The sequence below is a fragment of the Janthinobacterium sp. 35 genome (assembly GCF_002754575.1).
Lineage (GTDB): Bacteria > Pseudomonadota > Gammaproteobacteria > Burkholderiales > Burkholderiaceae_D > Janthinobacterium > Janthinobacterium tructae.
On the sequence record NZ_PEFN01000001.1, the window covers coordinates 3675776 to 3698528 of the forward strand.

General features: G+C 60.6%; 18 protein-coding genes and 1 pseudogene. 7 read left to right on the top strand and 12 right to left on the bottom strand.

The annotated features are described in order from the left end of the window. Window positions 1–150: 150 nt before the first annotated feature. The 4 genes from CLU93_RS16375 (at window position 151) to CLU93_RS16390 (ending at window position 4535) form a co-directional block, all read left to right on the top strand. Entirely contained in the window at window positions 151–837 is a 687-nt protein-coding gene (locus CLU93_RS16375; protein WP_034786469.1) for a response regulator, read from the top strand. Further along, window positions 834–2222, top strand: a complete 1389-nt coding sequence (locus tag CLU93_RS16380) for an ATP-binding protein (protein WP_099762316.1) — start codon at window positions 834–836, stop codon at window positions 2220–2222. Before CLU93_RS16375 ends, CLU93_RS16380 begins: the two co-directional genes overlap by 4 nt. Window positions 2223–2443: 221 nt before the next feature. Continuing rightward, on the top strand, window positions 2444–3937 hold the full coding sequence (locus CLU93_RS16385) for a sensor histidine kinase (protein WP_257225134.1): 1494 nt from the start codon (window positions 2444–2446) through the stop codon (window positions 3935–3937). Beyond that, entirely contained in the window at window positions 3927–4535 is a 609-nt protein-coding gene (locus CLU93_RS16390; protein ID WP_207781041.1) for a response regulator transcription factor, read from the top strand. The genes CLU93_RS16385 and CLU93_RS16390 overlap by 11 nt, the downstream gene beginning before the upstream one ends. Before the next feature lie 15 nt (window positions 4536–4550). On the opposite strand, the gene CLU93_RS16395 is transcribed toward CLU93_RS16390, so the two are convergent. The 4 genes and pseudogenes from CLU93_RS16395 to CLU93_RS16410 form a co-directional block, all read right to left on the bottom strand. Then, a complete protein-coding gene (locus tag CLU93_RS16395) occupies window positions 4551–5651 on the bottom strand; it encodes a glycosyltransferase family 9 protein (protein ID WP_099762317.1) in 1101 nt (366 codons plus the stop codon). Between the two features lie 40 nt (window positions 5652–5691). After that, window positions 5692–7419: a lipid A export permease/ATP-binding protein MsbA gene (msbA, locus tag CLU93_RS16400; RefSeq protein ID WP_099762318.1), complete on the bottom strand. Its 1728-nt coding sequence runs from the start codon at window positions 7417–7419 to the stop codon at window positions 5692–5694. A gap of 51 nt (window positions 7420–7470) precedes the next feature. Beyond that, entirely contained in the window at window positions 7471–8685 is a 1215-nt protein-coding gene (locus CLU93_RS16405) for an O-antigen ligase family protein (protein WP_099762319.1), read from the bottom strand. 251 nt (window positions 8686–8936) lie between these two features. Next, window positions 8937–10175, bottom strand: a pseudogene (locus CLU93_RS16410) (malic enzyme-like NAD(P)-binding protein); the annotation flags it as partial. Window positions 10176–10381: 206 nt separating this feature from the next. On the opposite strand from CLU93_RS16410, the gene CLU93_RS16415 reads away from it, so the two are divergent. Next, the gene (locus CLU93_RS16415) at window positions 10382–11407 is read left to right on the top strand and encodes a LacI family DNA-binding transcriptional regulator (RefSeq protein WP_099764423.1); all 1026 of its coding nucleotides are present in this window, start codon (window positions 10382–10384) and stop codon (window positions 11405–11407) included. 429 nt (window positions 11408–11836) lie between these two features. Beyond that, window positions 11837–12376 (top strand): hypothetical protein, encoded by a 540-nt coding sequence (locus CLU93_RS16420; protein ID WP_243420341.1) that lies wholly within the window; start codon window positions 11837–11839, stop codon window positions 12374–12376. Here the strand turns inward: CLU93_RS16420 and CLU93_RS16425 are convergent. Continuing rightward, window positions 12352–12978 (bottom strand): LysE family translocator, encoded by a 627-nt coding sequence (locus tag CLU93_RS16425; RefSeq protein WP_099762321.1) that lies wholly within the window; start codon window positions 12976–12978, stop codon window positions 12352–12354. The two genes, CLU93_RS16420 and CLU93_RS16425, sit on opposite strands and share 25 nt — an antisense overlap. A 79-nt stretch (window positions 12979–13057) precedes the next feature. Beyond that, window positions 13058–13840: a helix-turn-helix domain-containing protein gene (locus tag CLU93_RS16430; protein ID WP_099762322.1), complete on the bottom strand. Its 783-nt coding sequence runs from the start codon at window positions 13838–13840 to the stop codon at window positions 13058–13060. A 221-nt stretch (window positions 13841–14061) separates the two neighbouring features. Here CLU93_RS16430 and CLU93_RS16435 point away from each other — a divergent pair, with 221 nt between their 5' ends. Then, window positions 14062–17805 carry an ATP-binding protein gene (locus CLU93_RS16435; RefSeq protein WP_143451753.1) on the top strand — a complete coding sequence of 1248 codons (3744 nt, stop codon included), beginning with the start codon at window positions 14062–14064 and terminating at the stop codon, window positions 17803–17805. A 24-nt stretch (window positions 17806–17829) separates the two neighbouring features. Here the strand turns inward: CLU93_RS16435 and rng are convergent, their stop codons facing one another. From rng to hemF, 6 genes are read right to left on the bottom strand one after another with little or no spacing between them, the layout of a single operon-like run. After that, a complete protein-coding gene (rng, locus tag CLU93_RS16440; RefSeq protein WP_010401074.1) occupies window positions 17830–19293 on the bottom strand; it encodes a ribonuclease G in 1464 nt (487 codons plus the stop codon). A gap of 43 nt (window positions 19294–19336) precedes the next feature. Then, on the bottom strand, window positions 19337–19957 hold the full coding sequence (locus CLU93_RS16445) for a Maf family protein (RefSeq protein WP_099762324.1): 621 nt from the start codon (window positions 19955–19957) through the stop codon (window positions 19337–19339). An 8-nt stretch (window positions 19958–19965) separates the two neighbouring features. Beyond that, window positions 19966–20436 carry a 23S rRNA (pseudouridine(1915)-N(3))-methyltransferase RlmH gene (gene rlmH / locus CLU93_RS16450; RefSeq protein ID WP_034747108.1) on the bottom strand — a complete coding sequence of 157 codons (471 nt, stop codon included), beginning with the start codon at window positions 20434–20436 and terminating at the stop codon, window positions 19966–19968. A 6-nt stretch (window positions 20437–20442) separates the two neighbouring features. After that, complete coding sequence (rsfS, locus tag CLU93_RS16455) at window positions 20443–21129, bottom strand: ribosome silencing factor (RefSeq protein ID WP_071075674.1); 687 nt, start codon at window positions 21127–21129, stop codon at window positions 20443–20445. Beyond that, window positions 21130–21813, bottom strand: coding sequence for a nicotinate (nicotinamide) nucleotide adenylyltransferase (gene nadD / locus CLU93_RS16460; RefSeq protein ID WP_257224988.1), 684 nt, complete (start codon window positions 21811–21813; stop codon window positions 21130–21132). Next, window positions 21810–22724 carry an oxygen-dependent coproporphyrinogen oxidase gene (hemF, locus tag CLU93_RS16465; RefSeq protein WP_099762326.1) on the bottom strand — a complete coding sequence of 305 codons (915 nt, stop codon included), beginning with the start codon at window positions 22722–22724 and terminating at the stop codon, window positions 21810–21812. The genes nadD and hemF overlap by 4 nt, the downstream gene beginning before the upstream one ends. Between the last annotated feature and the right edge of the window lie 29 nt (window positions 22725–22753).

Below are 22753 nucleotides of genomic sequence, written 5' to 3' on the forward strand. Positions count from 1 at the left end.
TCCGTCAGGTGGAGAACCGAGTCCGGAGTGGCTCGATTGACTGCTGACAGTATCGGCCTGTGCCATGAAGGAAAAATGAGCCTTTTATTAAGATTGCATGAAGAGCGTGTCTTTACCCATTCTTCAGCTTGTGATGGTTTAATACTCACCATGAAGATACTGCTGATTGAAGACGACATGGACCTGGGCAACGGCGTGCGCATCGCCTTGCGCGACCAGGGCATGCAAGTGGTGTGGGTGCGCAGCCTGGAGGATGCTGCGCGCAGCATCGAACACGACAGCTGCGAACTGGTGCTGCTGGACCTGGGCTTGCCGGACGGCGATGGCCTCGACTTGCTGGCCCGGCTGCGCGCAGCCCGCCTGCCGGTGCTGATCCTCAGCGCCCGCGATACGCTGGAACAGCGCCTGCGGGGTCTGGACGGCGGCGCCGACGATTACCTGGTGAAGCCGTTTGTGCTGGCCGAACTGCTGTCGCGCGTGCGCGCGCTGGCACGCCGCAGCTATGGCTTCGATGGCGACACCATCGAGTTGCGCGGCCTGTTGCTGCAAGTGCCCACGCGCCGTGTCAGCGTGCACGGCCGGCCGGTGGAGCTCACCGCCAGTGAATATGCCTTGCTGAAGACCTTGCTGATGCGCGCCAACCGCGTCATTACGCGCCGCGTGCTGGAGGAACATATCCTGCCCGGCGGGCTGGCCAATGCCAGCAATACCCTCGATGTGCATATGGGTAACCTGCGCCGCAAGATAGGCGAAGGCTATATCCGTACCGTGCGCGGCGTTGGCTATGTCATCGACCAGCAAGGCGAAACATCCACTCCGCCGGGTGCCGGCGCATGATGGGGCGTTTCTGGGCCATGCTGCGCCGGCCTACCCTGGTGCGCCGCCTGATGCTGGCGCAGATGCTGATGCTGACCGTGCTGTGGAGCCTGGCGGTCGCGTATGTGCTGATCGAGGGTACGGGCGAAGCGAGCAATGTGGGCCGTGGCGTCTTGCACGCCATTATCAGCGTGGCCGATAACCTGGCCGAGCAGCCGCCGCGACAGGAGCAAAGCTTGCGCGCCATCGACGAAGCCTTGCGCGAAGAGTTTGAAATGGGGAAAGTGCCGGAACTGGCGCCGCGCATCCTGGTCTGGCGCGAGGGCACGCTGGTCTACAAATCCCCCGCAGCACCCAGCGGTATTCGCAGCGCCGGCCCCGAGCAGATGGAAGTGATCTACATCAAGGGACAGGCCTGGCGCAGCCGTAGCCTGACTGAGGGGACCACGCGCGTGACGGTGCTGGAAGTGGGCGGGCCCTGGCAGTTTTTTATCACGATCAATTCACATGGCTATTACCTGTTGCCGCTGCTGATCAGCCTGCCGTTCTTGCTGGTGCCGGCCTGGCTGTCGATCCGCCTTGCCATGCGCCCGTGGCGCAAGGTGGCGCAGGAGGTAGCGGCGCGCGGGCCGCAGGATTTGCGTCCGCTGGCGTTCAAGCCGCCGCATGGCGAACTGGCGGCATTGGTCGACAATATCAACGCTCTGCTGCAACGGGTCGATGCCAGTGCCGCGCGTGAACGTAGCTTCATCGCCGACGCTACGCATGAGCTGCGCACGCCGCTGGCGGCCATGCGCGTGAATGTCGAGGCCTTGCAGGGCCAGGCACATGACGCACGCCAGCAAGAGTTGCTGGACGGTATCTTGAACAGTGGTAACCGTGCCGCGCGCCTGGTGGGGCAGTTGCTGCAACTGACGCGCAGCGAAGTGCAGGCAGGTGCTGGCGAGCTGCCGCGGCGGCAGGCGCTCGATACCTTGCTGCAAGATCGGCTGGCGGCCCTGTCCGGCCTGGCCCAGGCGGGCGATATCGAGCTCGAGTTGCAGGCCAGCGTTTCGCTCAGCGTGCCCGGACAGCGCGAGAGCCTGGTGTCGCTGATCGACAATCTGGTGGAAAACGCCATCAAGTACAGTCCGCGCGGCAGCAGCGTGACGGTGTCGCTGCATGCGGAGCGGGGCCAGGCCGTGTTGCATGTGGCCGATCAGGGGCCGGGTATCGCGCCGGCGCTGTATGCGCGCGTGTTCGATCGCTTTTTCCGCGCGCCGCAGCAGGTACAGCCGGGCAGTGGCCTGGGCTTGTCCATCGTCGCTTCTGTCGTGCGCCAGCACGGCGGCACGATTCAGTTACATAGCGGTAATGGCGGTATGGGCTTGCTGGTGGAGGTCAGGTTGCCCTTGGCCGATGCCTGAGTGCGCTGGGGAGCTTTGTGATATGGCATGAAGATTATTGCATGTGCTTGTAACGCAAGATGACATGGCGTGGCGCGCGCCTGCGATGCATAATGCGGGACAGTTAAAAAAACACCGTTATGCGCCCATTCCTGTCCCGCTACCTGCCGTATCCGTCCTTTGTCGGCCTGTATCTGCTGTTTGACTGGGCCACGTATATCGACCCGATGTAAGGGCTGAACATCACCCCCTGGAATCCCGATCCCGCGCTGGGCCTGGTGTTTTGGCTGATCCACGGCCGCAAGGCGGCTCTGCCGTGGTTTATTGCCTTGCTGGCTGGCGAGGTGCTGGTGCGCGGCATGCCGGCAGGTCTGCCCCTGACCTTGCTCTGTTCGGCGTGGCTGGTGCTCGGCTATGGCGGTATCGGCGCTGCTTTGCGCCGCAGTTTCAGCAGCGGCGATATCTTCGACAACCGGCGCCGCCTGGGTACCTGGGTCGCCATCGTGCTGTTGGGCACCGTGCTCAATGCGCTCGGCTATATTTCATTGCTGTCGCTCACGGGACGCATACCGGCCGGCGAGTGGGGCACGGCCGTATGGCGTTTCGGCATCGGCGACACGGTCGGGATGCTGGTGTCGATGCCGCTGATCTGGGTACTGTTCAGCGAGCGCGGGCGGGAGCGCCTGCATGCCGCCGTCTGGCGCTGGGAAACCCTGGCGTATCTGGCCCTGGCCAGCTTTGTGCTGTGGAGTGTCTTCGGTTCCATCGTGCGTTCCGAATACAAGCATTTCTATTTCCTGTTTCTTCCCGTGATCTGGGCCGCCTCGCGCCAGGGCTTGCATGGCGCCGTGCTGGCCGTGTTTGTATTGCAACTATGCATCATCACCCTGGTGAAATGGACGCATGCGGTCGATATTCAGTTTTATGAATTGCAACTGCTCGATGCTGTGCTGGCCCTGGTGGGATTTTTTATCGGCATCGTCGTCGATGAAATGCGCCAGGTGGCTGACGAACTGAAACACACGATGCGGCTGGCGGCTGCCGGCGAGATGGCAGCCGCGATCGCGCATGAGCTGAACCAGCCGTTGACGGCCTTGTCCACTTACGGCAAGGCGTGTGAATACCTGCTGGAACGGGGCGAGAACGGCGCCTTGCTGCAGAGCGCCATCGGGCACATGATCGTTGAATCGGGACGCGCCGCGGACGTGGTGCGCCGCCTGCGCGACTTTTTCCGTACCGGCGCGATGCAGCTCGAGGCGGTGGAGGCAAGCGCCTTGATCGAAGGCTTGGCGCGCCAGTTCACGCCGCTGTTCCATGAACATGGCATCGAGCTGCTGCTGGCGCCTCCGTCGCCGCTGGCCGTCAATGCGGACCGCCTGCAAATCGAGCTGGTACTGCGTAACTTGCTGGCCAATGCACAGGATGCGGTGATGGGCCAGCCGCGCGGCCAGCGCCGCATCACGGTCTCGGCCGAGCCCCTCGACGGCGGTCGGCTGCGCCTGTCCGTGGAAGATAGCGGGCCCGGCATTTCCAACAGCCTGGCCGCACGCCTGTTCGAACCGTTTGTCTCGACCAAGGCCAGCGGCCTGGGGCTGGGGCTGGTGCTCAGCCGTAGCATCGTCGAAGCGCATGGCGGCCAGCTATGGGCCGAAGTGGGCAAGCATGGGATTTTTCGTTTTATCCTGCCCTTGGCGCACGCCAGTGCAGCCGCGACGGGAGAGTGTGGTGACAAGTAATTTGACGGTATTTATCGTGGACGACGATCCCGCCGTGCGCGATGCGCTGGGTTTGCTGTTGGGTATACGCGGCTATCGCACGGCCCTGTTTTCCTGTGGCGAGGATTTCCTGCACAGCTGGCGGCCCGAGTGGGCCGGTTGCCTGCTGATCGATATCCGCATGTCGGGCATGGATGGCCTGAGTCTGCAGCGCCGCCTGCTGGAGCTCAACTGCATGCTGCCCGTCATTATCATCACGGGGCACGGCGACGTGGCGCTGGCACGTCAGGCATTCAAGGCGCAGGCCAGCGATTTCCTGGAAAAACCATTTGACCACGACAAGCTGCTGGCCGCCATCGATGAAGCGTTTTCGCGCGAGGCGCACGCACGCGGCCAGTTGCAGCGTCAGGTGGAGGGCCAAGCTTTGCTGCGCGCCTTGACGCCGCGCGAGCGCGAGGTGATGCAGTTGGTGGTGACGGGTCAGCACAACCGCGATATCGCCCCGGCGCTCGGCATTTCCGTGCGTACGGTGGAAGTGCACAAGGCGCGCCTGATGGACAAGCTCGGTGTCGATAATGTGGCCGACCTGGTGCGCATCAGCATGCTGGGCACCGGTTAGCCGCTGCGGCGTTGTCTAGGCGATGGTCTGCAATACCTGATCGACCGAGATCGCCTTGACCCAGTCGCTGCGTCGCGCCACCGTGATGACGGTGCTGTTGGCGCTGTCGAACGGGGCCCATTCGGGATTTTTCTTGCGCATCAGCGCCACCACGGGCACATGCACGGCGTTCGCCAGATGCATGATCGACGTTTCCACCGAAATAATCAGGTCACATTGCGCCAGCATGGCCGGCAGCTGGAAAAAGTTGTCGACGGCGCTGAAGGCTTGCGTGCGCGGCAAGCCATGCGCTTGCACCACGGCATTCACCTTGGCCAGTTCCTGCGGCATGGCATTGATCAGGAAGCAGGCATTTGCCCACTTCGGCATCGCCTGCATGCGTGCGATCAGCTCGGCAATGCGCTCCAGCGGCCAGCCGCGCTTGTGCGATTTGGCGAACGGATTCAGGAGTACGAGCGGACCCTGGCGCGGGGCGAAGCCCCAGGCGTTCAACTGTTCCTGCGCCTGCTGCAGCGCGAGTTCGGGAACGTGCACGAAGGGATAGCGTTCTGCCACGGGAATGTCGAGTCCCGTCAATTGATGGAACCAGTCCGCATACACGCTGCTGATATGGTGCTCGCCGGCATCCTGCCCCGCATACGACGCCAGCACGGCATCGATCTTGCGGTAGGCCAGGTAATGCCAGGGGCGTAGCGGGCTGAACGGTTTGCGCGTGCCGATCACCAGCCCACGCGGGCTGATCGCGCGGGCAAGATCCGCGTACTGCTGCGGCCGTACGTGGGCCAGCGACACGACGACAGGATAGTGCTCCGCCTGTGCTTCGCGCAAGGATTCTTCGTAGAGCGCGGGGCTGTAGGTCTTGCGGTACACCTTGGCGAACAGGCCCGACTGTTCTACCCAGTCATACAGCGAATAGGTGCGCAAGCCTTCCCATTGCCTGGCGTCGGACGTGCGGCGGACTTCGTCGACCCACAGGTGGATCTGGATATGGGGATAGGCCGCAGCAAAGGCGCGGAAACCGTTTTGCAGGTAGGTAAAGTCTCCCAGCGCCAGATGGGCGATGAAAAGAATTTTGTCCGTCTTTTGTAGAAGTTCGGCGGGAATCAGAGGCGTCATGTATCAGTACGATTTCAGGTATTCATTCGATGGTGTCAAATTACTGCTGGGAAAATTGCAGGCGATGCAGATTGGCATACGCGCCGTTGGCATCCAATAATTGCTGGTGACAGCCGGTTTCCATTATTTTCCCATGTGACAATACCACGATACGGTCCGCACGTTCAATTGTTGATAGCCGATGAGCAATAACTAAGGTGGTTTTACCTTGCATCAGGTATTCCAGTGCCGCTTGCACGGCCCGTTCCGCCTCCGTATCCAGTGCCGAGGTGGCTTCATCAAGGATCAGGATGGGCGCATCTTTGTAGATGGCGCGGGCGATGGCCACGCGCTGGCGCTGGCCGCCGGACAGGCGCGAGCCGTTGTCGCCCAAGCGTGTTTCCAGGCCATCGGGCAAGCCGTCGATGACGTCCGACAGGAAGGCGGCCGTGGCGGCCGCTTCGATGCGCTGCCGGTCCGGGGCCGCATCGCCATACGCGATATTCGCGGCCAGGGTATCGTCGAACAGTACCACCTGCTGGCTGACCATGGCGATCTGGCTGCGCAGGCTGGTCAGGGTGATGGCGTCGATATTCTGACCATCGAGCAAGATCTCGCCACTGCTGGCCGAGTAAAAGCCGGGCAGCAGGCTGACCAGAGTCGATTTGCCGCCGCCGGACATGCCGACAAAGGCGACCGTTTGTCCTGGCGCGATGCTCAGATCGATGTGCCGCAGGGCAGGCTCCTGATGTCCAGGGTAGGCAAAGCTCACGTCCTTGAATTCGATGCGGCCTTTGCTGCGGTCAGCGAGCGGCTTGCCACCCGTGCGTTCCGGCGTCTTGTCGATCAGCTGGAAGACTTCCTCGGCGGCGGCCATGCCGCGCTGCAGGGGGCCATTGACTTCGGCCAGCTGTTTTAACGGTGTCAGCAGCATCAGCATGGCCGTGATGAAGGAGACGAAGCCGCCGACCGTGATTTGGCCCTGTTCCGACTGAAACAGGGCCATCACGATGACCAGGGCCACGGCGGCGGCCGTGATCACCTGGGTGATGGGCACGGTGGCGGAAAAGGTCGTCGTCATGCGCATGCTGTAGCGGCGCAATTGCTCGGCACGCTCTTCGAAGCGCGATTTTTCGTAGTCCTGGCCGCCAAAGATCTTGATCACTTGCTGGGCGCGCGTGGTTTCCTCGATGACCTGGGTCAGCTCGGCATTGACGGCCAGCGAGTCGCGGTTGAGTTTTTTCAGGCGCTTGCCCGTGGTGCGCACGACGACGGTCAGCAGGGGCAGCAGCACCAGGGTCACCAGGGTCAGCACCCAGTTCAGGTACAGCAGCCACGCCAGCAGGCCCAGCACGGTCAGCGAGGAGCGCACGATCGACGTAAACACCTTGGTCACCATTTCGATGATCTGCTGCACTTCAAACATGATGGAGTTGATGACTTTGCCCACCGTGTGCGTGTTATAGAAGTCGATGGGCAAGTTCAGCATGCTGGCAAACATCCTGCGCCGCAGTTCGTTGAGGATGCGTGTGGAGACATAGCTCATCAGGTAACTGCTGGCAAACGTCGATGCGCCGCGGATGGCAAAGATACCGATGACGATCAGCGGCACCAGCCAGAAGGAAAAATTCACCTTGCCGCCAAAGCCATTGTCGAGCAGCAGCTTGAGCGCATACGGCAACAGCGGCTCCGTGGCCGCCGTGGCGACCATCGCCAGCAAGGCCAGGGCCAGATGTTTCTTATAGGGCGCGTGCAGCGCGGTGAGGCGCTTCAGGTCGGGCGTGAGCATCGGTATGGTTCCTTGCAGGGGACAGCAAAAACGGTCAGGCGGAAAACGAGCTCAGGGAGTGCGTTCTTGCTGGCGCAGCATGGACCACAATATCACCATCGGGAAAACCAGCATGATGATGCCGATATTTAAGGTGAGCGAGCTCGTTGTCAGGCCAAAAATCATGTAGCACGTGCATAGCACCACGCCGGCCAGCGCATAGGGCTGGGCCGCAGCGCTGTCGCGCCGCAAGGAGCGCGCGAAGAGCGCCAGCGGCACCAGGAACAGGGTCAGCAGGGCCAGTACGCCGGTGATGCCGCGCTTGACCAGCACATCCAGGTAATCGTTATGGGCATTTGTATAGTTACGGATCACTGCAGTCATTTTCCCCTCGTCCGCCAGCGCATATTTTCGCGCCAGGTAGCCCGTGCGTCCCATGCCTGTCCATATATTATGCGCGTCGACCATTTGCAGGGTCATGCGCCACATTTCCAGGCGTTCTCCGATGGAAGTGTTGATATTGTCATTGTTGTCGAACTTTTCCAGCTCGCTCATGGCGGTGGTTGTACGTTCGCGTAATGTCGAGTTCGGCATGAGATAGGCTGCGGCCCCTATGGCGAACAGGAGCGCCAAGGCGCCGCCAAGGTAACGTTGTCCATGTGCCTTGGCGTAGTGGACGGCGATGCAGCAGATACATATGGGTAGGGCGAGCCAGCCACTACGACTGCCGCTGATAAGGGAACCAAGGATGCCTGCCAGGCCGCCAGCGAGCAATAGAAGCGTCCAGGCCGTGCGCTGGCTCTGCGCGCGCGCCCAGCCCAGGCCGCATAGTGCAAGCATACCGAACAGCATGCTGACATTCCCGTAATGGATGGCATTGCTGGTTGCGGCCAGAGGACGTTCCATCTGCAGCGCGAGCAGTTGCCAGGTCGCCAGCATGACGCCAGCGATGGCACCGATGGACAGGCCGCCCCACCAGGCAGCGGGCGCAGGCGGATATGCAAGCAGCAGCAGCAGTACCGGCACGGCCAGCAGCGCCCTTAATGGTATGTCGAATTCGCGTCCAGGATCGCCGTGATACAGCATATTGGCGGTGAAAATAAGGAAATAGGCCAGCATCACGCCCATCAGCAGATAGTCCCGTCGCTGCAGATGCAGACGGGGGCGTTTCCAAAGCAGCCAGCTGCTGGCCAGCAACAGCACCAGCGCGCCAAGGGAGTATCCGCTGTTGACAGCCAGCGCCAATGCCGAAAAGAGAAAAACACAAACAGAGGTCAGGCCGAGCATGAAAATCCTTGGTAACGCACGTCATCGCCATTCTGGCAACTGTAGCAACATAAAGTAGGCGTCATTGTAATCGAAGGTGGCTGCAAAAACGCCTCCACGGAATTTGCTTTTTGATAACTATGTGCGCAATCTCAAGGGCGAAATGAAAAAACCATGGTTTTCAGCCATGGTTTTTTTGTAAGCAATGGTAACTTGCTGCTATTTTGCCAAGCCCGGCAGACCGCTCATGCGTTTCAGGCGCTGGCCGGCACGCGCGTGGCCACGCCGGTGGCGATGGCCGCTTGCGACACGGCAGGCGCGACCCAGCTGCGCAGGCGCTCGTCGAACGGCGACGGTATCAGTTGCAGCGGGCTCAAGGCGCTGGTTTCGTGGCCCGGCAATGGTTCTTTTGCCAGCGCGGCGATGGCGCGCACGCAGGCCAGCTTCATCTCTTCGTTGATGGTGGTGGCGCCCACGTCGAGCGCGCCACGGAAGATGTACGGGAAGCACAGCACGTTGTTGATCTGGTTCGGGTAATCCGAGCGCCCCGTGGCCACGATGGCGTCGTCGCGCACGGCATGCACCTTTTCCGGGGCGATTTCCGGATGCGGATTGGCCAGGGCGAAGATCAGCGGCTTGGCGGCCATCGATTCGACCATCTGCGCGCTGACCACGCCGCCCTTCGAGACGCCGATGAAGATGTCGGCGCCGAGCATGGCGTCGGCCAGGTCGCGGTCGCTCGTGTCGTTCGCGTAGCGCGCCTTGTTCTCCTCCATATTGGCATCGCGGCCCGGGTAGATCACGCCCTGGCTGTCGCACACTTTCAGCAGCGACTTGTTCAGGCCTAGCGAGACGAGCAGGTCGAGGCAGGCGATCGAGGCGGCGCCGGCGCCAGAGACGGCCACTTTCACATTGCCGATATCCTTGCCCACCAGTTCCAGGCCGTTCAGGATGCCGGCTGCGACGATGATGGCCGTGCCGTGCTGGTCGTCGTGGAAGACGGGAATGTTCATGCGCTTGCGCAATTGCTGCTCGATATAGAAGCAATCGGGCGCCTTGATGTCTTCCAGGTTGATGCCGCCGAAGGTCGGCTCCATGCGCACCACGGTGTCGATGAACAGGTCGGGATCGTTCTCGGCCAGTTCGATGTCGAACACGTCGACGTCGGCAAATTGCTTGAACAGGCAAGCCTTGCCTTCCATCACCGGTTTACTGGCCAGCGGGCCGATATCGCCCAGGCCCAGCACCGCCGTGCCATTCGTGATCACGGCCACCAGGTTGCTGCGCGAGGTGTAGATGCCGGCCGTGCGCGGATCTTCCACGATGGCTTCGCAGGCGAAGGCCACGCCTGGCGAGTATGCCAGGGTCAGGGCGCGGGCGTCGCCCAGCGGTTTGGTTGGCGTCACGGAAATCTTGCCTGCGCGGGGTTCCGCGTGATAGGCGAGGGCGGCTTCTTTCAGGTTGAAGGTTTCGCCGTTCTGTTCGGCGTGCTTGCTGTGGGAAGTAGACATAAGAATTCTGGGAAGGGCAACCAGGCCCGAGTGGTCAATCCGGGCCATGTTATGCAAGCGTTTGCACGCTGTCAAGGCTGGATTGTACTTAACAGTCTCAAAACCGCTTTGGGCAACGGCATTATTTCAATGCAAGCGTTTGCTCGGTTTTTGACGGCATGGGCATTTTTTGCGATAAAATCAGCGTATTGCGATCCGGGAAGCCCATGACAAACAAGAACCCCACCTTAAGCGACGTCGCGCGGGCCAGCGGCGTGCACTTTTCCACCGTCTCGCGCGTGATGAACCCGGCAACGCGGCAAATGGTCAGCGCCGAGGTGGCGACGCGCGTGCTGGCCGAAGCGGGCCGGCTCGGTTACCGGCCCAACCGCGCCGCCTCCACCCTGGTCACGCGCAAGTCGCGCATCATCGGCGTAGTCTTGCCCGACATAACCAACGCGGTATTCCCGCCTATCCTGCTGGGCATCGAGGAAGGCTTGCGCAAGCATGGCTACCTGGCCATCGTCGCCAACGTGGGTGCCGACGAGCAAGAGCAGCTGTTCGTCATCAACCGCCTGCTTGGGCAGCAGGTCGACGGCCTGATTTTGGCTACGGCACGGCGCCACGATCCCGTCATCAAGATGTGCATCGACCAGAATGTGCCTGTCGTCACCGTCAACCGCAGCGACGAGACGGGCGTCGCTTCCTGCGTCGTCAGCGACGACGTGGTCGGCATGCGCCTGGCCGTCGAACACTTGCTGGCGCTGGGCCACCGCCATATCGCGCACATTGCCGGCCCGGAAAACCTGTCCACGGGGCATGTGCGCCGGCTCGGTTTCCTGGCCGCCATCCAGGCCAGCGAACTCGATCCCTCGCAAGCGTTCGTGTTTGAAAGCAGCGGCTATTCGCGCGAATGCGGCAAGGCGGCCCTGCTGGCGCTGTTGCGCCAGTCGCCGCAGACGACGGCCGTGGTGACGGGCAGTGACCTGGTGGCCATCGGCTGCTACGATGCCATCCGCGAACTGGGCTTGAGCTGCCCGGAAGATATTTCCGTGGTGGGCCACAACGACATGCCGTACATGGACATGATCCGTCCACCGCTCACCACTATCCGCATCCGCCACCACGGCATCGGCACGGAAGCGGCGCGGCTGATCCTGCAAACCATCGCCTCGCCCGATTCCGCGGTGCTCGACGTGCGCCTGAAACCCGAGCTGGTGGTGCGCGAATCGACGGCGCCGCCGCGCGCTTGAACCGCCTCCGTTCCCCGGCTTGCCATTCCACTGGCGAACACCTGCTGACATGCAGGATCGTCCTGCGCCATCTGCTATAGTGAAATGCCAGACGCTATCGTTGGCCTGGCATTGCCGGCTGTGTTGGCCGGCTCAACGATGGTCATCTGTGCTCAATCTCACTTGACTAAGGAACTACATTGAAAACACCTTCTCCCCGTAAGATGCGCATGGCGCTCCTCGTGTTCAGCGTCGCCAACTTGCTGATGCTGTCAGGCTGCACTTGGCCGATCTTTAGAAACTGAGCCATCGGCGCCTGGCACGCGCACCAAAGGTGTCGCACCGTCCTGCTCCCGCCTGGCATGGCATGAAAGCGGCCGCAAGGTGTGCCGCTGCTGCCGCATGGTGTTAAACTGGCGGCCCTCATTGTTTCCCTTGCCCTCCATCGCCATGACAAAAACCACCACGCCTTCCCCGAAACGCCGCGAAGAGGGCGTCGCCAAGCTGACCGTCAATCCCTTCCTCGACGCCGAGTTTTACGCACGCATGCGCGATTACACGGAGCGCGATGCGGCCATCATCAAGGAATTGAAGGCGATCGCCGAAATTCGCGCTGGCAACAAGCAGCCCGATCCCCGCCTGGCGCCGTCGCTGCAAGCCCTGCGCGATACCGTCAAGAAAGGATTGAGCTTTGGCGAGATGCTGGAGCGCATGGCCGCCGGCAAGGAAAAAGGCCTGTGGGAACCGTGGATGACGACCTTCGGCATCGAGATCCGTGCCGTCAACTACGGCGCCGGCCCGCGCAACGCCTGCCTGGTGCTGGACCTGGCTGCAAATGCCCCCGCGCACGCGATGTTCGCCAAGGCCGGCATCCAGAACTGGCGCAGCCTGGCCGCCGACGACTGCTCCGTCGTGCGTTCGGAAAAAGCCACGGAAACGTCGCCACTGAAAGTGTACGCCGTGTTTTACCTGGATCCATTGCCGGCCTGATCCGCCAACAGCACCACCGCCAGCACGATCAGCATCACGCCCGACAGCCGCTCCAGCAGCGGCAGCGCGCGCGCAAAGCGCTGCCGCAGGGCGCTGCTGCCGATGGCCAGCGCCACCGCCATATCCCACGCCAGCACGGCAACGATCATCCACGCGCCATACGCCACCATCGCCACGGGACTCGTCTGCCTGGCGGCCAGCACGGTGGCCAGGCTGACGTAGAACAGCGCATTCTTCGGGTTCAGGATGGCGGAGACAAACCCCATCGCGACACCGCCGGGCCAGCGCGCCTTGCCGGTGGCGGGCTTGGCATCCAGGCGGCTCTTGCCCGCATGGCGCAGGAACAGCCAGCCCAGGTACAGCAGATAGGCGCATCCGGCCAGCCGCACCAGCATGAATGCCGTACTGCCTGCCTTGAGCACCGATAGTCCCGCAAACGCCGCCACGATAAACACCGCATTGGCCAGCGTAATGCCCACGCATGTGCCGGCTGCGCCGCGCCAGCCGTGGGCCAGCGAGGTGCGTGCGATCAGGAAAAAATCGGGACCGGGCGACAGCAGGGAAAGAAAGTGGGCGGCGGCGATGAAGAGGAAATCGTGCATGGAGGTTGGCTCCGGCAATGGCGATGCGCGAGTATGCAGGGGCTGACGACAGCCTGTATTGAAGAAAATTGCGGGCGCCTCAGCCGCGATAGCGCCCCGGCGTGATGCCCGCATGCGCCTTGAAGACGCGCTGCAGATGGCTCTGATCCGCAAAGCCGAGGTCGCAGGCGATATCGGCCAGCGCCGCGCCTGCATGCAAGCGATGGCGCGCGCGGTTCACGCTCAGGTTCAGCTGGTACGCATGCGGTGTCATGCCGGTGGCGGTATGGAAGGCTCGGATCAGCTGGTAGCGGCTCATGCCGGCCAGTTGCGACAGGTGTTCCAGGCTGACCGGCAGCTGACCCTGCAGTCGCTGCAGGACGGGGCGCAGCCGTGCAGGAATGACCTCCCTCCCGGAGGGAAGGGGCGTCATCTCGCTGGCGTTGACGCAAGCGTGCAGGAACGTCAGCAGTGCGGCGTTTTTCGCGTGTGTACCGGTGCTGGAAAACAGTAGCGCATTCATGGTGCAGAATTGCGCGTACAGGGCGGGAACATGCAGCACGCTGGCGTTGTCCATGCACAGTTGCGGCACGTTAGCCTGTAACCATACTGCATCGAGATGCAGCATCTGGTAGCTCCAGAAGGTGTCAGGCAGGGGATTGCAGGCGTGCACGCAGCCGGCCGGCACCAGCACCAGGCTGCCATTGCCGAGGGCGACCTTGCCGTCTTTGCTGCCCGTAAAGATGCTGCCGCCAGCGTCGACGGCGCCAATCGAAAACGTGGGATGGCTGTGCGGCTTGTAGCACGCCCGGCTGTGGCAGGCGCGCCGGCTCTCCACGTGGGGCAGCGCCGGGTCGCGCCAGAAGGCGGTGGTAGTATTCATGTATGAATCAAGACCATATCGTATGGTTTAGTTGCCTTGTATATATACATCTATTAAAAAGCTACTCATGAAGTATCTTTTGCGATAGCTACTCTTGAACGAAGTATTTCGTTGGTAAATCAGAAGAGCAAGTAGCGCCGCAGAGCCATCCTACAGGGAGATGTGATTTGTCGACAAGAGCTGGATCTCACGCGGGAAGAGGATTCCGATACCAGGACGCTGTGGCGGTCCATTTCTCAGTACAGGGGTTTGTTGGTCAATCAGAGTATGCGGTGGTCGTGCCAGAAGGTGGCGACGATCTCGAACTGCGAGCAAGTGGCTCTCGTGTATTGGCGCAGGTAAAGTCGCGTCGTGACCACCTCGGCCCGTTCACTGTATATGCAGCTGCCGCCTTCATTAAGAAGATGTGGGATGCGAAGGATGTGACTAACGATGACCACTTCATATTGGTGCTTGAGAGTAATGTTGGCGAACGTCGCAGCTCAGTAGCGCAGTTTCAGGAATTGTCCGCCTACCCAGCTGTCGTCGCGAAGCTGAAAGGCCACAAGTCGCTAGCGGCTATAGTCGCTAGAACCAAGATCCTCGTTTTGCCTGATCCTCGCTCCAGTGCAATTGACCTTATCTCAGCTTGGCAAAGCTGCACGCCCTTTGAGGCGGAAATTTACGTTGCAGACCTTCTGGGTTTGGTTGGACGAATCTCTGATGATAACGGCATGCGTGCGCCTGGAACATTCAGGGACATAGCACGATCCGACGTCCAGCAACGGTTAGATGCGCTGCAGCCTCTATTGACCTCTACGATCGTCGAAGAGGCGCTATTGGCAGGTTACTGCGAGGCGGTCGATTTCCTAACACCAGACGAAGACCCTCTCTTTTATCTTGGAGTCGACGCACAAGCTTCGCACGTTGCTGCTGGTCTTGTTGTTGAGCGACCAGAGCTGCGTTCAGCGGTACTGGCTGGCTTGGAAGGGCGACATAACGTGCTCATTCACGGTGCGTCTGGCTCCGGAAAGTCTGCGGTGCTCTGGGAGGCCGCCTATGCCAGCCGTCATGCGGTCCGTTGGTTTCAAATTCGTCACCTCCCGATGTCAGCAATGCAGCCGCTGTTGCAACTGGCCCGTTCAAGGCGCGCAACAGCCGATGCGCCGGTAGGTTTCATTATTGACGATGTGGGACGAGGATTCTCTGATGGCTGGACAGCTATGGCTTTTGAGGTGGGCCGTACTCCTGGGCTGTTGCTCCTCGCGTCCGTTAGAGAAGAGGACAAGTATCCACTGGCGGATAGTCGTCGTGCCATTCAAGTTAAGGTTCAGGGTGACAATGTTTTGGCGGAACGAGTGTGGCGGGAGCTACGCGATAGAGGACAAACATCCTGGCAGGGCTGGAAAGAGCCTTGGAAGCTGTCCAAGGGCCACCTGCTCGAGTACACGCACGCGTTGACTCAGGGGCGCCGACTTAGCGAGACGTTGCACGCCCAAATTTCTACCCGGATGAATAATGTTACACGACACGATGAACTTGATGTCCTTAGGGCCGTTGCATGCGCAAACGCGACAGGTTGCAGTGCCGAAATCGCGCAGTTACCTCAGATATTGGGCAAGCTCCCGTCAGTGATTTCGCATGCACTCACCAGATTGAAAGATGAGCACTTGGTGCAAGACACAAGTGACGGCAGGATTGTTGGACTGCATGAATTAAGGTCAACAGAACTGCTTCGCCTAGCTCATGAGTTCCCGCCGCCATTGTTGTCAGCGACTGCCGCAACCACGGTATGGCTTGTACCTGTAGGTGAGTTAGCCCGGTTCCTTGCGCGCATCCTTTCAAAGCATGATAAGTGCGACGAGGCGGTTCTCCAATCGCTTGCGCTTCGCTTGGAAGCAAATCCCTCTGCTGCGTTGTTCAATTCAATCATTACAGGTTTGGATCATGCAAACGCATATCGGATCATTTTTTTATGGCGGGGTACTCCTGAAGCACAGGCCGTGGCGAAGTCAGTGCAAGGGACGCCTGCCAGTTTAGCAATTGGAGACATTGAGCCACCAGATATTGGACCGACTGTACCGGCAACCCGTCGCTTCACCGAGATCCGGTCTGAAGTACTCGCTACAGGCTTGACAGCCTGTTTCCTGGCGTTGTTGTCCCAGATCGTTCTGCGACGGGTCCTGGAGAGTTCCAGTAAGATTGGAGACTTAACTTCATGCCTTGTTGCAATGCTGGGGCAGACCATGCCGCCGAAACATCGGGCGGAATTCGTTCGGCTTACTCCGCCGCTCGTTAATGCTAATTTTCAGGATGTAGTTGCGTTGCTCGAAGTTGCCGCACGAGTCGACCGATCATTGGCAATAGGTTGGGTCGATGCGGTTGGACAGCACGCTATGTTCCAGCGGTTCTCTGAACATGTTGCATGGGCCGACGCCCCGAGCATGTCGCCCTGTGAGGAAGGGCTCGAAGTTAGGGCAAACGTTTGGTACGTAGCCTCGTCTGTTCAGACTGACCTCAATATGGAGGTAGTGCGTACATGTGAAATGTTGTTGGCACTAGCACCCACAGCAGATGTAGTGTCTAGCGTCGCGTTGGGTGCTGACGGGATCGTCATTAGTTTCATGACTGGGGGGCATCCCCTTGTACAAAAGCGTATGTCCAGGAAAAACGTTCCTTGTCTAGCGCAGGTAGTGCGCAACCGTGCATGGATTGCCATACTCAACGCACAGCTTGCCACAGAGAGCTATACAGCGTATTTGGCAGAGTGCCTTGAACTTGTTCGCCTCGTCAATCGCAACTTGAAGCTGCTTCTGGATGGACGGCTCAGGGGGAAGACAGACACAGCAGCCGTTGAAGCCTTAGGTCATATCTATGACAGCAGCCAAGCTTTGTTTGCACCACAAGAGCCGCAGTCGGTAAGCCAGTCGGAGAGATGGTCGAGGTTGCAGTCGATTCTGTCCAGTTGCTCCTTAGATCTTATTGTTAGGTTCTTCGCGCTTCCTGACGGAGCACTCGCTTATCTGGGGTGGATCAAGGACCTTCTAAAGAGCATCTCGGTTGCTCAGGTAGAAGAGTCTTGGGAAGTTTTGTCTCTCGAATCACCAAAGGAACTGGATGAGCTGTTTCGCATTATTGAGGCATTGCAGGCTTTGGCGGGTGAAGCTTATGTAAGAGGGCGATCCCCATTTTTGACGCACCTCAGAAAAACAGCTGCCAAGGGTAGCTCGTTTGACAAGGCCGGACATGCTGCGCGCCAGTATCACGACACGGAGTTCAAGGCTTTGGAGGCAAAGCTTAGGACAAAACTGTGCAGTGTCAGTGAGGGGATAGGGGTATATCTGTTGGCTGACGCTGAGATCTCCACTCTATGGCCACCAGCAGACGTACTGATTACTGTTCCAGTGACTGCTGATGGCACGACTGTCGTTCTGGTTGATAGTTGGCCTGTGTGGCGCGCGTCTGTGGATCAGGGACGCAAGATTTGCATCCTGCCTGTTATGCAGAGTTTTGGGCTGACAAACCTCGCCATATCCGGTTTCGATACGCTCATGCCTGTACTTACTCCTGAGAAGGTACAGGTGTGGTGTTCCACTGCCGGAGTGGGAGTGGCGCCGTTGGACTCGGTAAATGCATTCACTCGCCTTACGAACTCTTTAGTAGAGCTTCAAAATATCCATGCTTACTGGAAGGGTAAAGATGGAAGAACGCCTGAAGAAAAGCAAATTTATCAGACGCTCTTGGGGGCACTCGACAATGCTCGTGCGGACTGGAGCAACCTAGGGCTTCCCGATGGTTTGAAGGACGCTGTGCTGACTCTCATCGAAGCGGGTCTGCACGGTGAATTTCCTCTTGCAGATGCCACCGCAAAGTTACTGCACGGTGAGCGTACTTCCACTATTGAAATGCTTGAGATGATCTTGGTAAACCTCACCGAGTTTGACTACTTCCTTGGCGTGCCTTCGCCTCATAATTATCCTGATTAAGTTTATGATTTTTTAATAATGTAATTACATCAGAATGACGTCGTACTGCTCCTGGTGGTAGGCATTTTCCACCTGCAGCGAGATTTTCTTGCCGATGAAATCACCGAGCATGGCCAGGTGCTGCGATTCTTCTTCCAGGAATAAATCGACGACTTCCTGCGAGGCGAGGATGCGGAATTCGCGCGGGTTGAACTGTTTTGCTTCGCGCAGCAGTTCGCGCAGGATTTCATAGCAGATGGTGCGCGAGGTCTTGACTTGTCCCTTGCCGGCGCAGGCGGGGCACGGTTCGCACAGGATGTGGGCGAGCGATTCGCGCGTGCGCTTGCGCGTCATTTCCACCAGGCCCAGCGGCGAGAAATTGCTCACCGATACCTTGGTGCGGTCGCGCGACAAGGTGCGTTTCAGCTCGGCCAGCACGGCGTTGCGGTGCTCGGCATTGTCCATGTCGATGAAGTCGAGGATGATGATGCCGCCCAGGTTGCGCAAGCGCAGCTGGCGTGCGATGGCGTGCGCCGCTTCCAGGTTGGTCTTGAAAATCGTGTCGGCGAAATTGCGCCCGCCCACAAAACCGCCCGTGTTGACGTCGATGGTGGTCATCGCTTCCGTCTGGTCGACGATCAGGTAGCCGCCCGATTTCAGGTCGACCCGGCGCCCCAGTGCGCGCAAAATTTCTTCTTCCACGCCATATAGATCGAACAGCGGGCGCTCGCCCGTGTAGTGCTGCAGGCGCGTCAGTTCGCTGGGCGTGTAGATTTCCGCGAATTCGCGCAATTTCACATAGTTTTCGCGCGAGTCGACCTGGATGGTGGCCGTTTCATCGCCGACGAAGTCGCGCAGCACGCGCTGCGCCAGGCTCAAGTCCTGGTGCAGCAGGCTGGTGGCGGGACGCGTGCGCGCACCGTGCGTGATGGTGCTCCAGGTCTTGCGCAGGTAGTCGACGTCCGCCTTCAGGTCCGCGTCGGACGCGTCTTCGGCCATGGTGCGCACGATGTAGCCGCCCTTTTCATCGGGCGGCAGCAGGCTTTGCAGGCGCACGCGCAATTGCTCGCGTTCCGCTTCCTTCTCGATTTTCTGCGAGATACCGATGTGCTTGTCTTGCGGCAGGTACACCAGCATGCGCCCGGCGATGGAGATCTGCGTCGACAGGCGCGCACCCTTGGTGCCGATCGGGTCCTTGATCACCTGCACCGTCAGCACCTGGCCGTCAAAGAGGATTTTTTCAATGGGAGCGGGCGTGGTGTTCTGGCCATCGTGGCCGCGCGCTTCCCAGATATCGGCCACGTGCAAAAACGCGGCGCGCTCCAGGCCGATGTCGATGAAGGCCGATTGCATGCCCGGCAACACCCGCACCACTTTGCCGGAATACACATTGCCGGCCAGGCCGCGCGTGAGCGTGCGCTCGATGTGCAATTCCTGCACGGCGCCCTGGAGGATGAGGGCGACGCGGGTTTCTTGCGGCGTGATATTGATCAGGATGTCTTCGTTCATGGAGGCGGGGAAGTGGAGGCAACGAATGACATCATACCCGGGATCAGGGCAGGGGCAAACCTGCTTCACGCAGCAATTGCGCCGTCTCGTACAGGGGCAGGCCCATGATGCCGGAATGGCTGCCTTCGATATGCTCGACGAACAGCGCGGCGCTGCCCTGGATGCCGTAGCCGCCGGCCTTGTCGTACGGTTCCGGCGTGGCGCAATACGCGGCGATGGACGCGGGCGAGAGCACGCCGAAGCGCACTTGCGACACCTGCGTACGCTGCTCGGCGAAGTTTTTGTAGTGCACGGCGATCGAGGTGAGTACCTGATGCGTGCGGCCCGACAGTTGCTGCAGCATCGCCACGGCTTCCGCGCGGTCGGCCGGCTTGCCGAGGATGATGCCGTCGATGGTGACGGTGGTGTCGGCCGCCAGCACGGGGCGCGCTGTCAGGTGGCGACGGCGCACCAGGTCCCAGGCGAAGGCGGCTTTTTCATTCGACACGCGGGCGACATAGTCGAGCGCCGACTCGCCGGGAAGGACTTCCTCGGTGACGTCGGCGCCGCGCGGGCCGTCGCTGCGCAGTAGCAGCAATTCGAAATCGATGCCGATCTGACGCAGCAGTTCGCGCCGGCGCGGACTTTTGGAAGCGAGGTAGATCTTGTGATCAGCCGTTTTCATGGGGGAGTTCAGACGCGGTGATAGGGGTGGTTTTGCGTGATCGACCAGGCACGATACAGCTGCTCGGCGAGGATCACGCGCACCACGCCGTGCGGCAGGGTCATGCTGGAAATGCGCAGCATGCCTTCGGCACGCGCCTTGAGCTGCGGATCGAGGCCGTCGGCACCGCCGATCAAAAAGGCGGTGTCGCGGCCATCCTGCTGCCACGCCATCAACTGCTGCGACAGGCCGACGCTGGTCAGGTCCTTGCCGCGTTCGTCGAGGGCGATGATGCGCACGCCCTTGGGCAGGACGGCTTCGATACGTTCGCGTTCCAGCGCCATCGCCGTAGCGGCGGTCTTGCTGCCGGAACGCTCCACCGGCTTGATTTCTTTCAGCACGATGCGCAGTTCCGGCGGCATGCGCTTCGCGTATTCCGCGAAGCCCGTCTCTATCCAGGCCGGCATTTTATGGCCGACCGCAGCGATGATGAGCTGCATCGACGCTTACGCTTCGACTTTTTTGATACGCTTGATCACGGTTTTTGCCGGTGCAGCATCGGCTGCCGGTTTGGCCGCGCGCGGGGTGCGCACTTTTTTCTCTGGCAGCGCTTTCAAGGCTTTCACGGCAGCCGCTTCGGTCTTGGTCGGCGCGATTTTCACGGTCTTGCCGACAGCTTTCGAGGCGGCTTTTTTCGCCGGGGCTTTCTTGGCGGCGGTGGCTGCCGTGGCTTTCTTCGCTGGTGTTTTCTTTTCGATCACGGGCGAAACTTCGACCTTGGCCTTGCTCGCTGCCAGATGGCCGCTGATTTTCTTCGGCTCGTCGTCGCCGGCTTTTTTCGGCGCGCGCTTGGCGGCACCGAGCTTGATCGGGGTATCGCCCCAGATTTCTTCCAGGCGGTAGTAGGCGCGGATAGGAGCTTGCATGATGTGAACGATCATGTCGCCCAGATCGACCAGCACCCATTCACCCGTTTCCTCGCCTTCCATGCCGATGATCTGGCCGCCGGCGTCCTTGACCTTGTCGCGCACCGAGGCGGCCAGCGCCTTGGTTTGACGGTTCGAGGTACCGGAGACGATCGCGATGCGGTCGAACAGGCTGGTCAGGTGACTCGTTTCGAAGACGGCGATGTCTTGGCCTTTGACGTCTTCAAGGGCGTCAACGACGAGGGTTTGCAGTTTTTTGATGTCCATTTAGCTTTTGTATAAATTATGTTGTTCAATATAGTCTAGCACTAGCGGGGAAACAAGCGAGTTTGCCCGATTCCCCCGTTGTAATGCCGCACGTATTTCGGTGGCGGAGATATCCACCGCGAAGTCCTGTGCCAGATAAGTCAGACCGTGCGGCGTGTTGCGGATGCTGTCCAGCGACCCCAGGCGGCGCGAAAACTCGTCGGCGACCACTTGCGGTACTGCTGTGTCATTCAGCGCGAAGCCGGGGCGGGCCGCGACGCAGATATGCGCGTATTCAAATAATTGCTGCCATTCGCGCCATGTCGCGAGCCGCTGCAGCTGGTCGGCGCCCATCAGGAAAACGATGCAAGCGCGCGCTCCCAGCTCGGCGCGTACCTGGCGCAAGGTATCGATGGTGTAGCTGGCCTGGCCATGTTCGCTGCGCTCGATTTCCTGGCGGTCGATCACCACGGGCAGGGGCAGGCCGGCAAAAGCCAGGCCGGCCATCTCGGCGCGCTGCAGGCCGGTGGCGCCCAGCTTGCTCTTTTGCCAGGGCGCGCCCGCCGGAATCACGCGCAGCTCATCGGCGTGCAGCAGGCTGGAAAAATGCGTGCCCAGCGCGACATGGCCCATGTGCACCGGATCGTAGCTGCCGCCCAGCAGCGCCACGCATGCCGTACTGCTCGCAGTACTACCGTCGTTCACGCCTGCAGCCAGTCGCGATGCACGAGGAAGTCAGTATACAACGCCGCTTCGGGACTGCCCGCTTCCGGGTGCCAGTCGTAGCGCCACTTGACCACTGGCGGCATCGACATCAGGATTGCCTCGGTGCGTCCGCCCGACTGCAGGCCGAACAGGGTGCCGCGGTCAAACACCAGGTTGAACTCGACATAGCGTCCGCGCCGGTAGCACTGGAAATCGCGTTCGCGTTCGCCGTAGGGCGTGTCCTTGCGCCGCGCCAGGATCGGCACATAGGCGTCGATGAAGGCGTCGCCGGCGCTGCGCAGCATCGCGAAACTGTCTTCAAAGCCCAGGGCATTGAAGTCGTCGAAGAAGATGCCGCCGGCGCCGCGCGCTTCGCGCCGGTGCTTCAGGTAGAAATAATCATCGCACCACTGCTTGAACTTCGGATGCAGCTGCGCGCCAAACGGCGCCAGCGCATCATGGCACACCTGGTGAAAGTGCTTCACGTCGCCCGCGTCGCCGTAGTACGGCGTCAGGTCCATGCCGCCGCCGAACCACCATACGGGAGCGCCATCGGCATTCACGGTGCTGAAAAAACGCACGTTCATGTGCACCGTTGGCGCGTAGGGATTGCGCGGATGCAGCACCAGCGACACGCCCATCGCTTCCCACGCCTTGCCACCGAGTTCAGGGCGCGCGGCCGCTGCCGATGGCGGCAGTGCGGCGCCGGTGACGTGCGAAAAATTCACGCCGCCACGCTCGAACACATTGCCTTCCTCGATCAGCCGCGAAATGCCGCCACCGCCCTCGGGGCGCTGCCAGGCATCGGTCAGGAAAGGCTTGCCGTCCTGCGCTTCGAGCGCCTGCACGATACGGCTTTGCAAATCGAGCAAATAGGCTTTGACGGCCGAAGGAGAGGGAGTTGACGACATCGCGTGGGCCGACGAGGCCGAAATAAAAA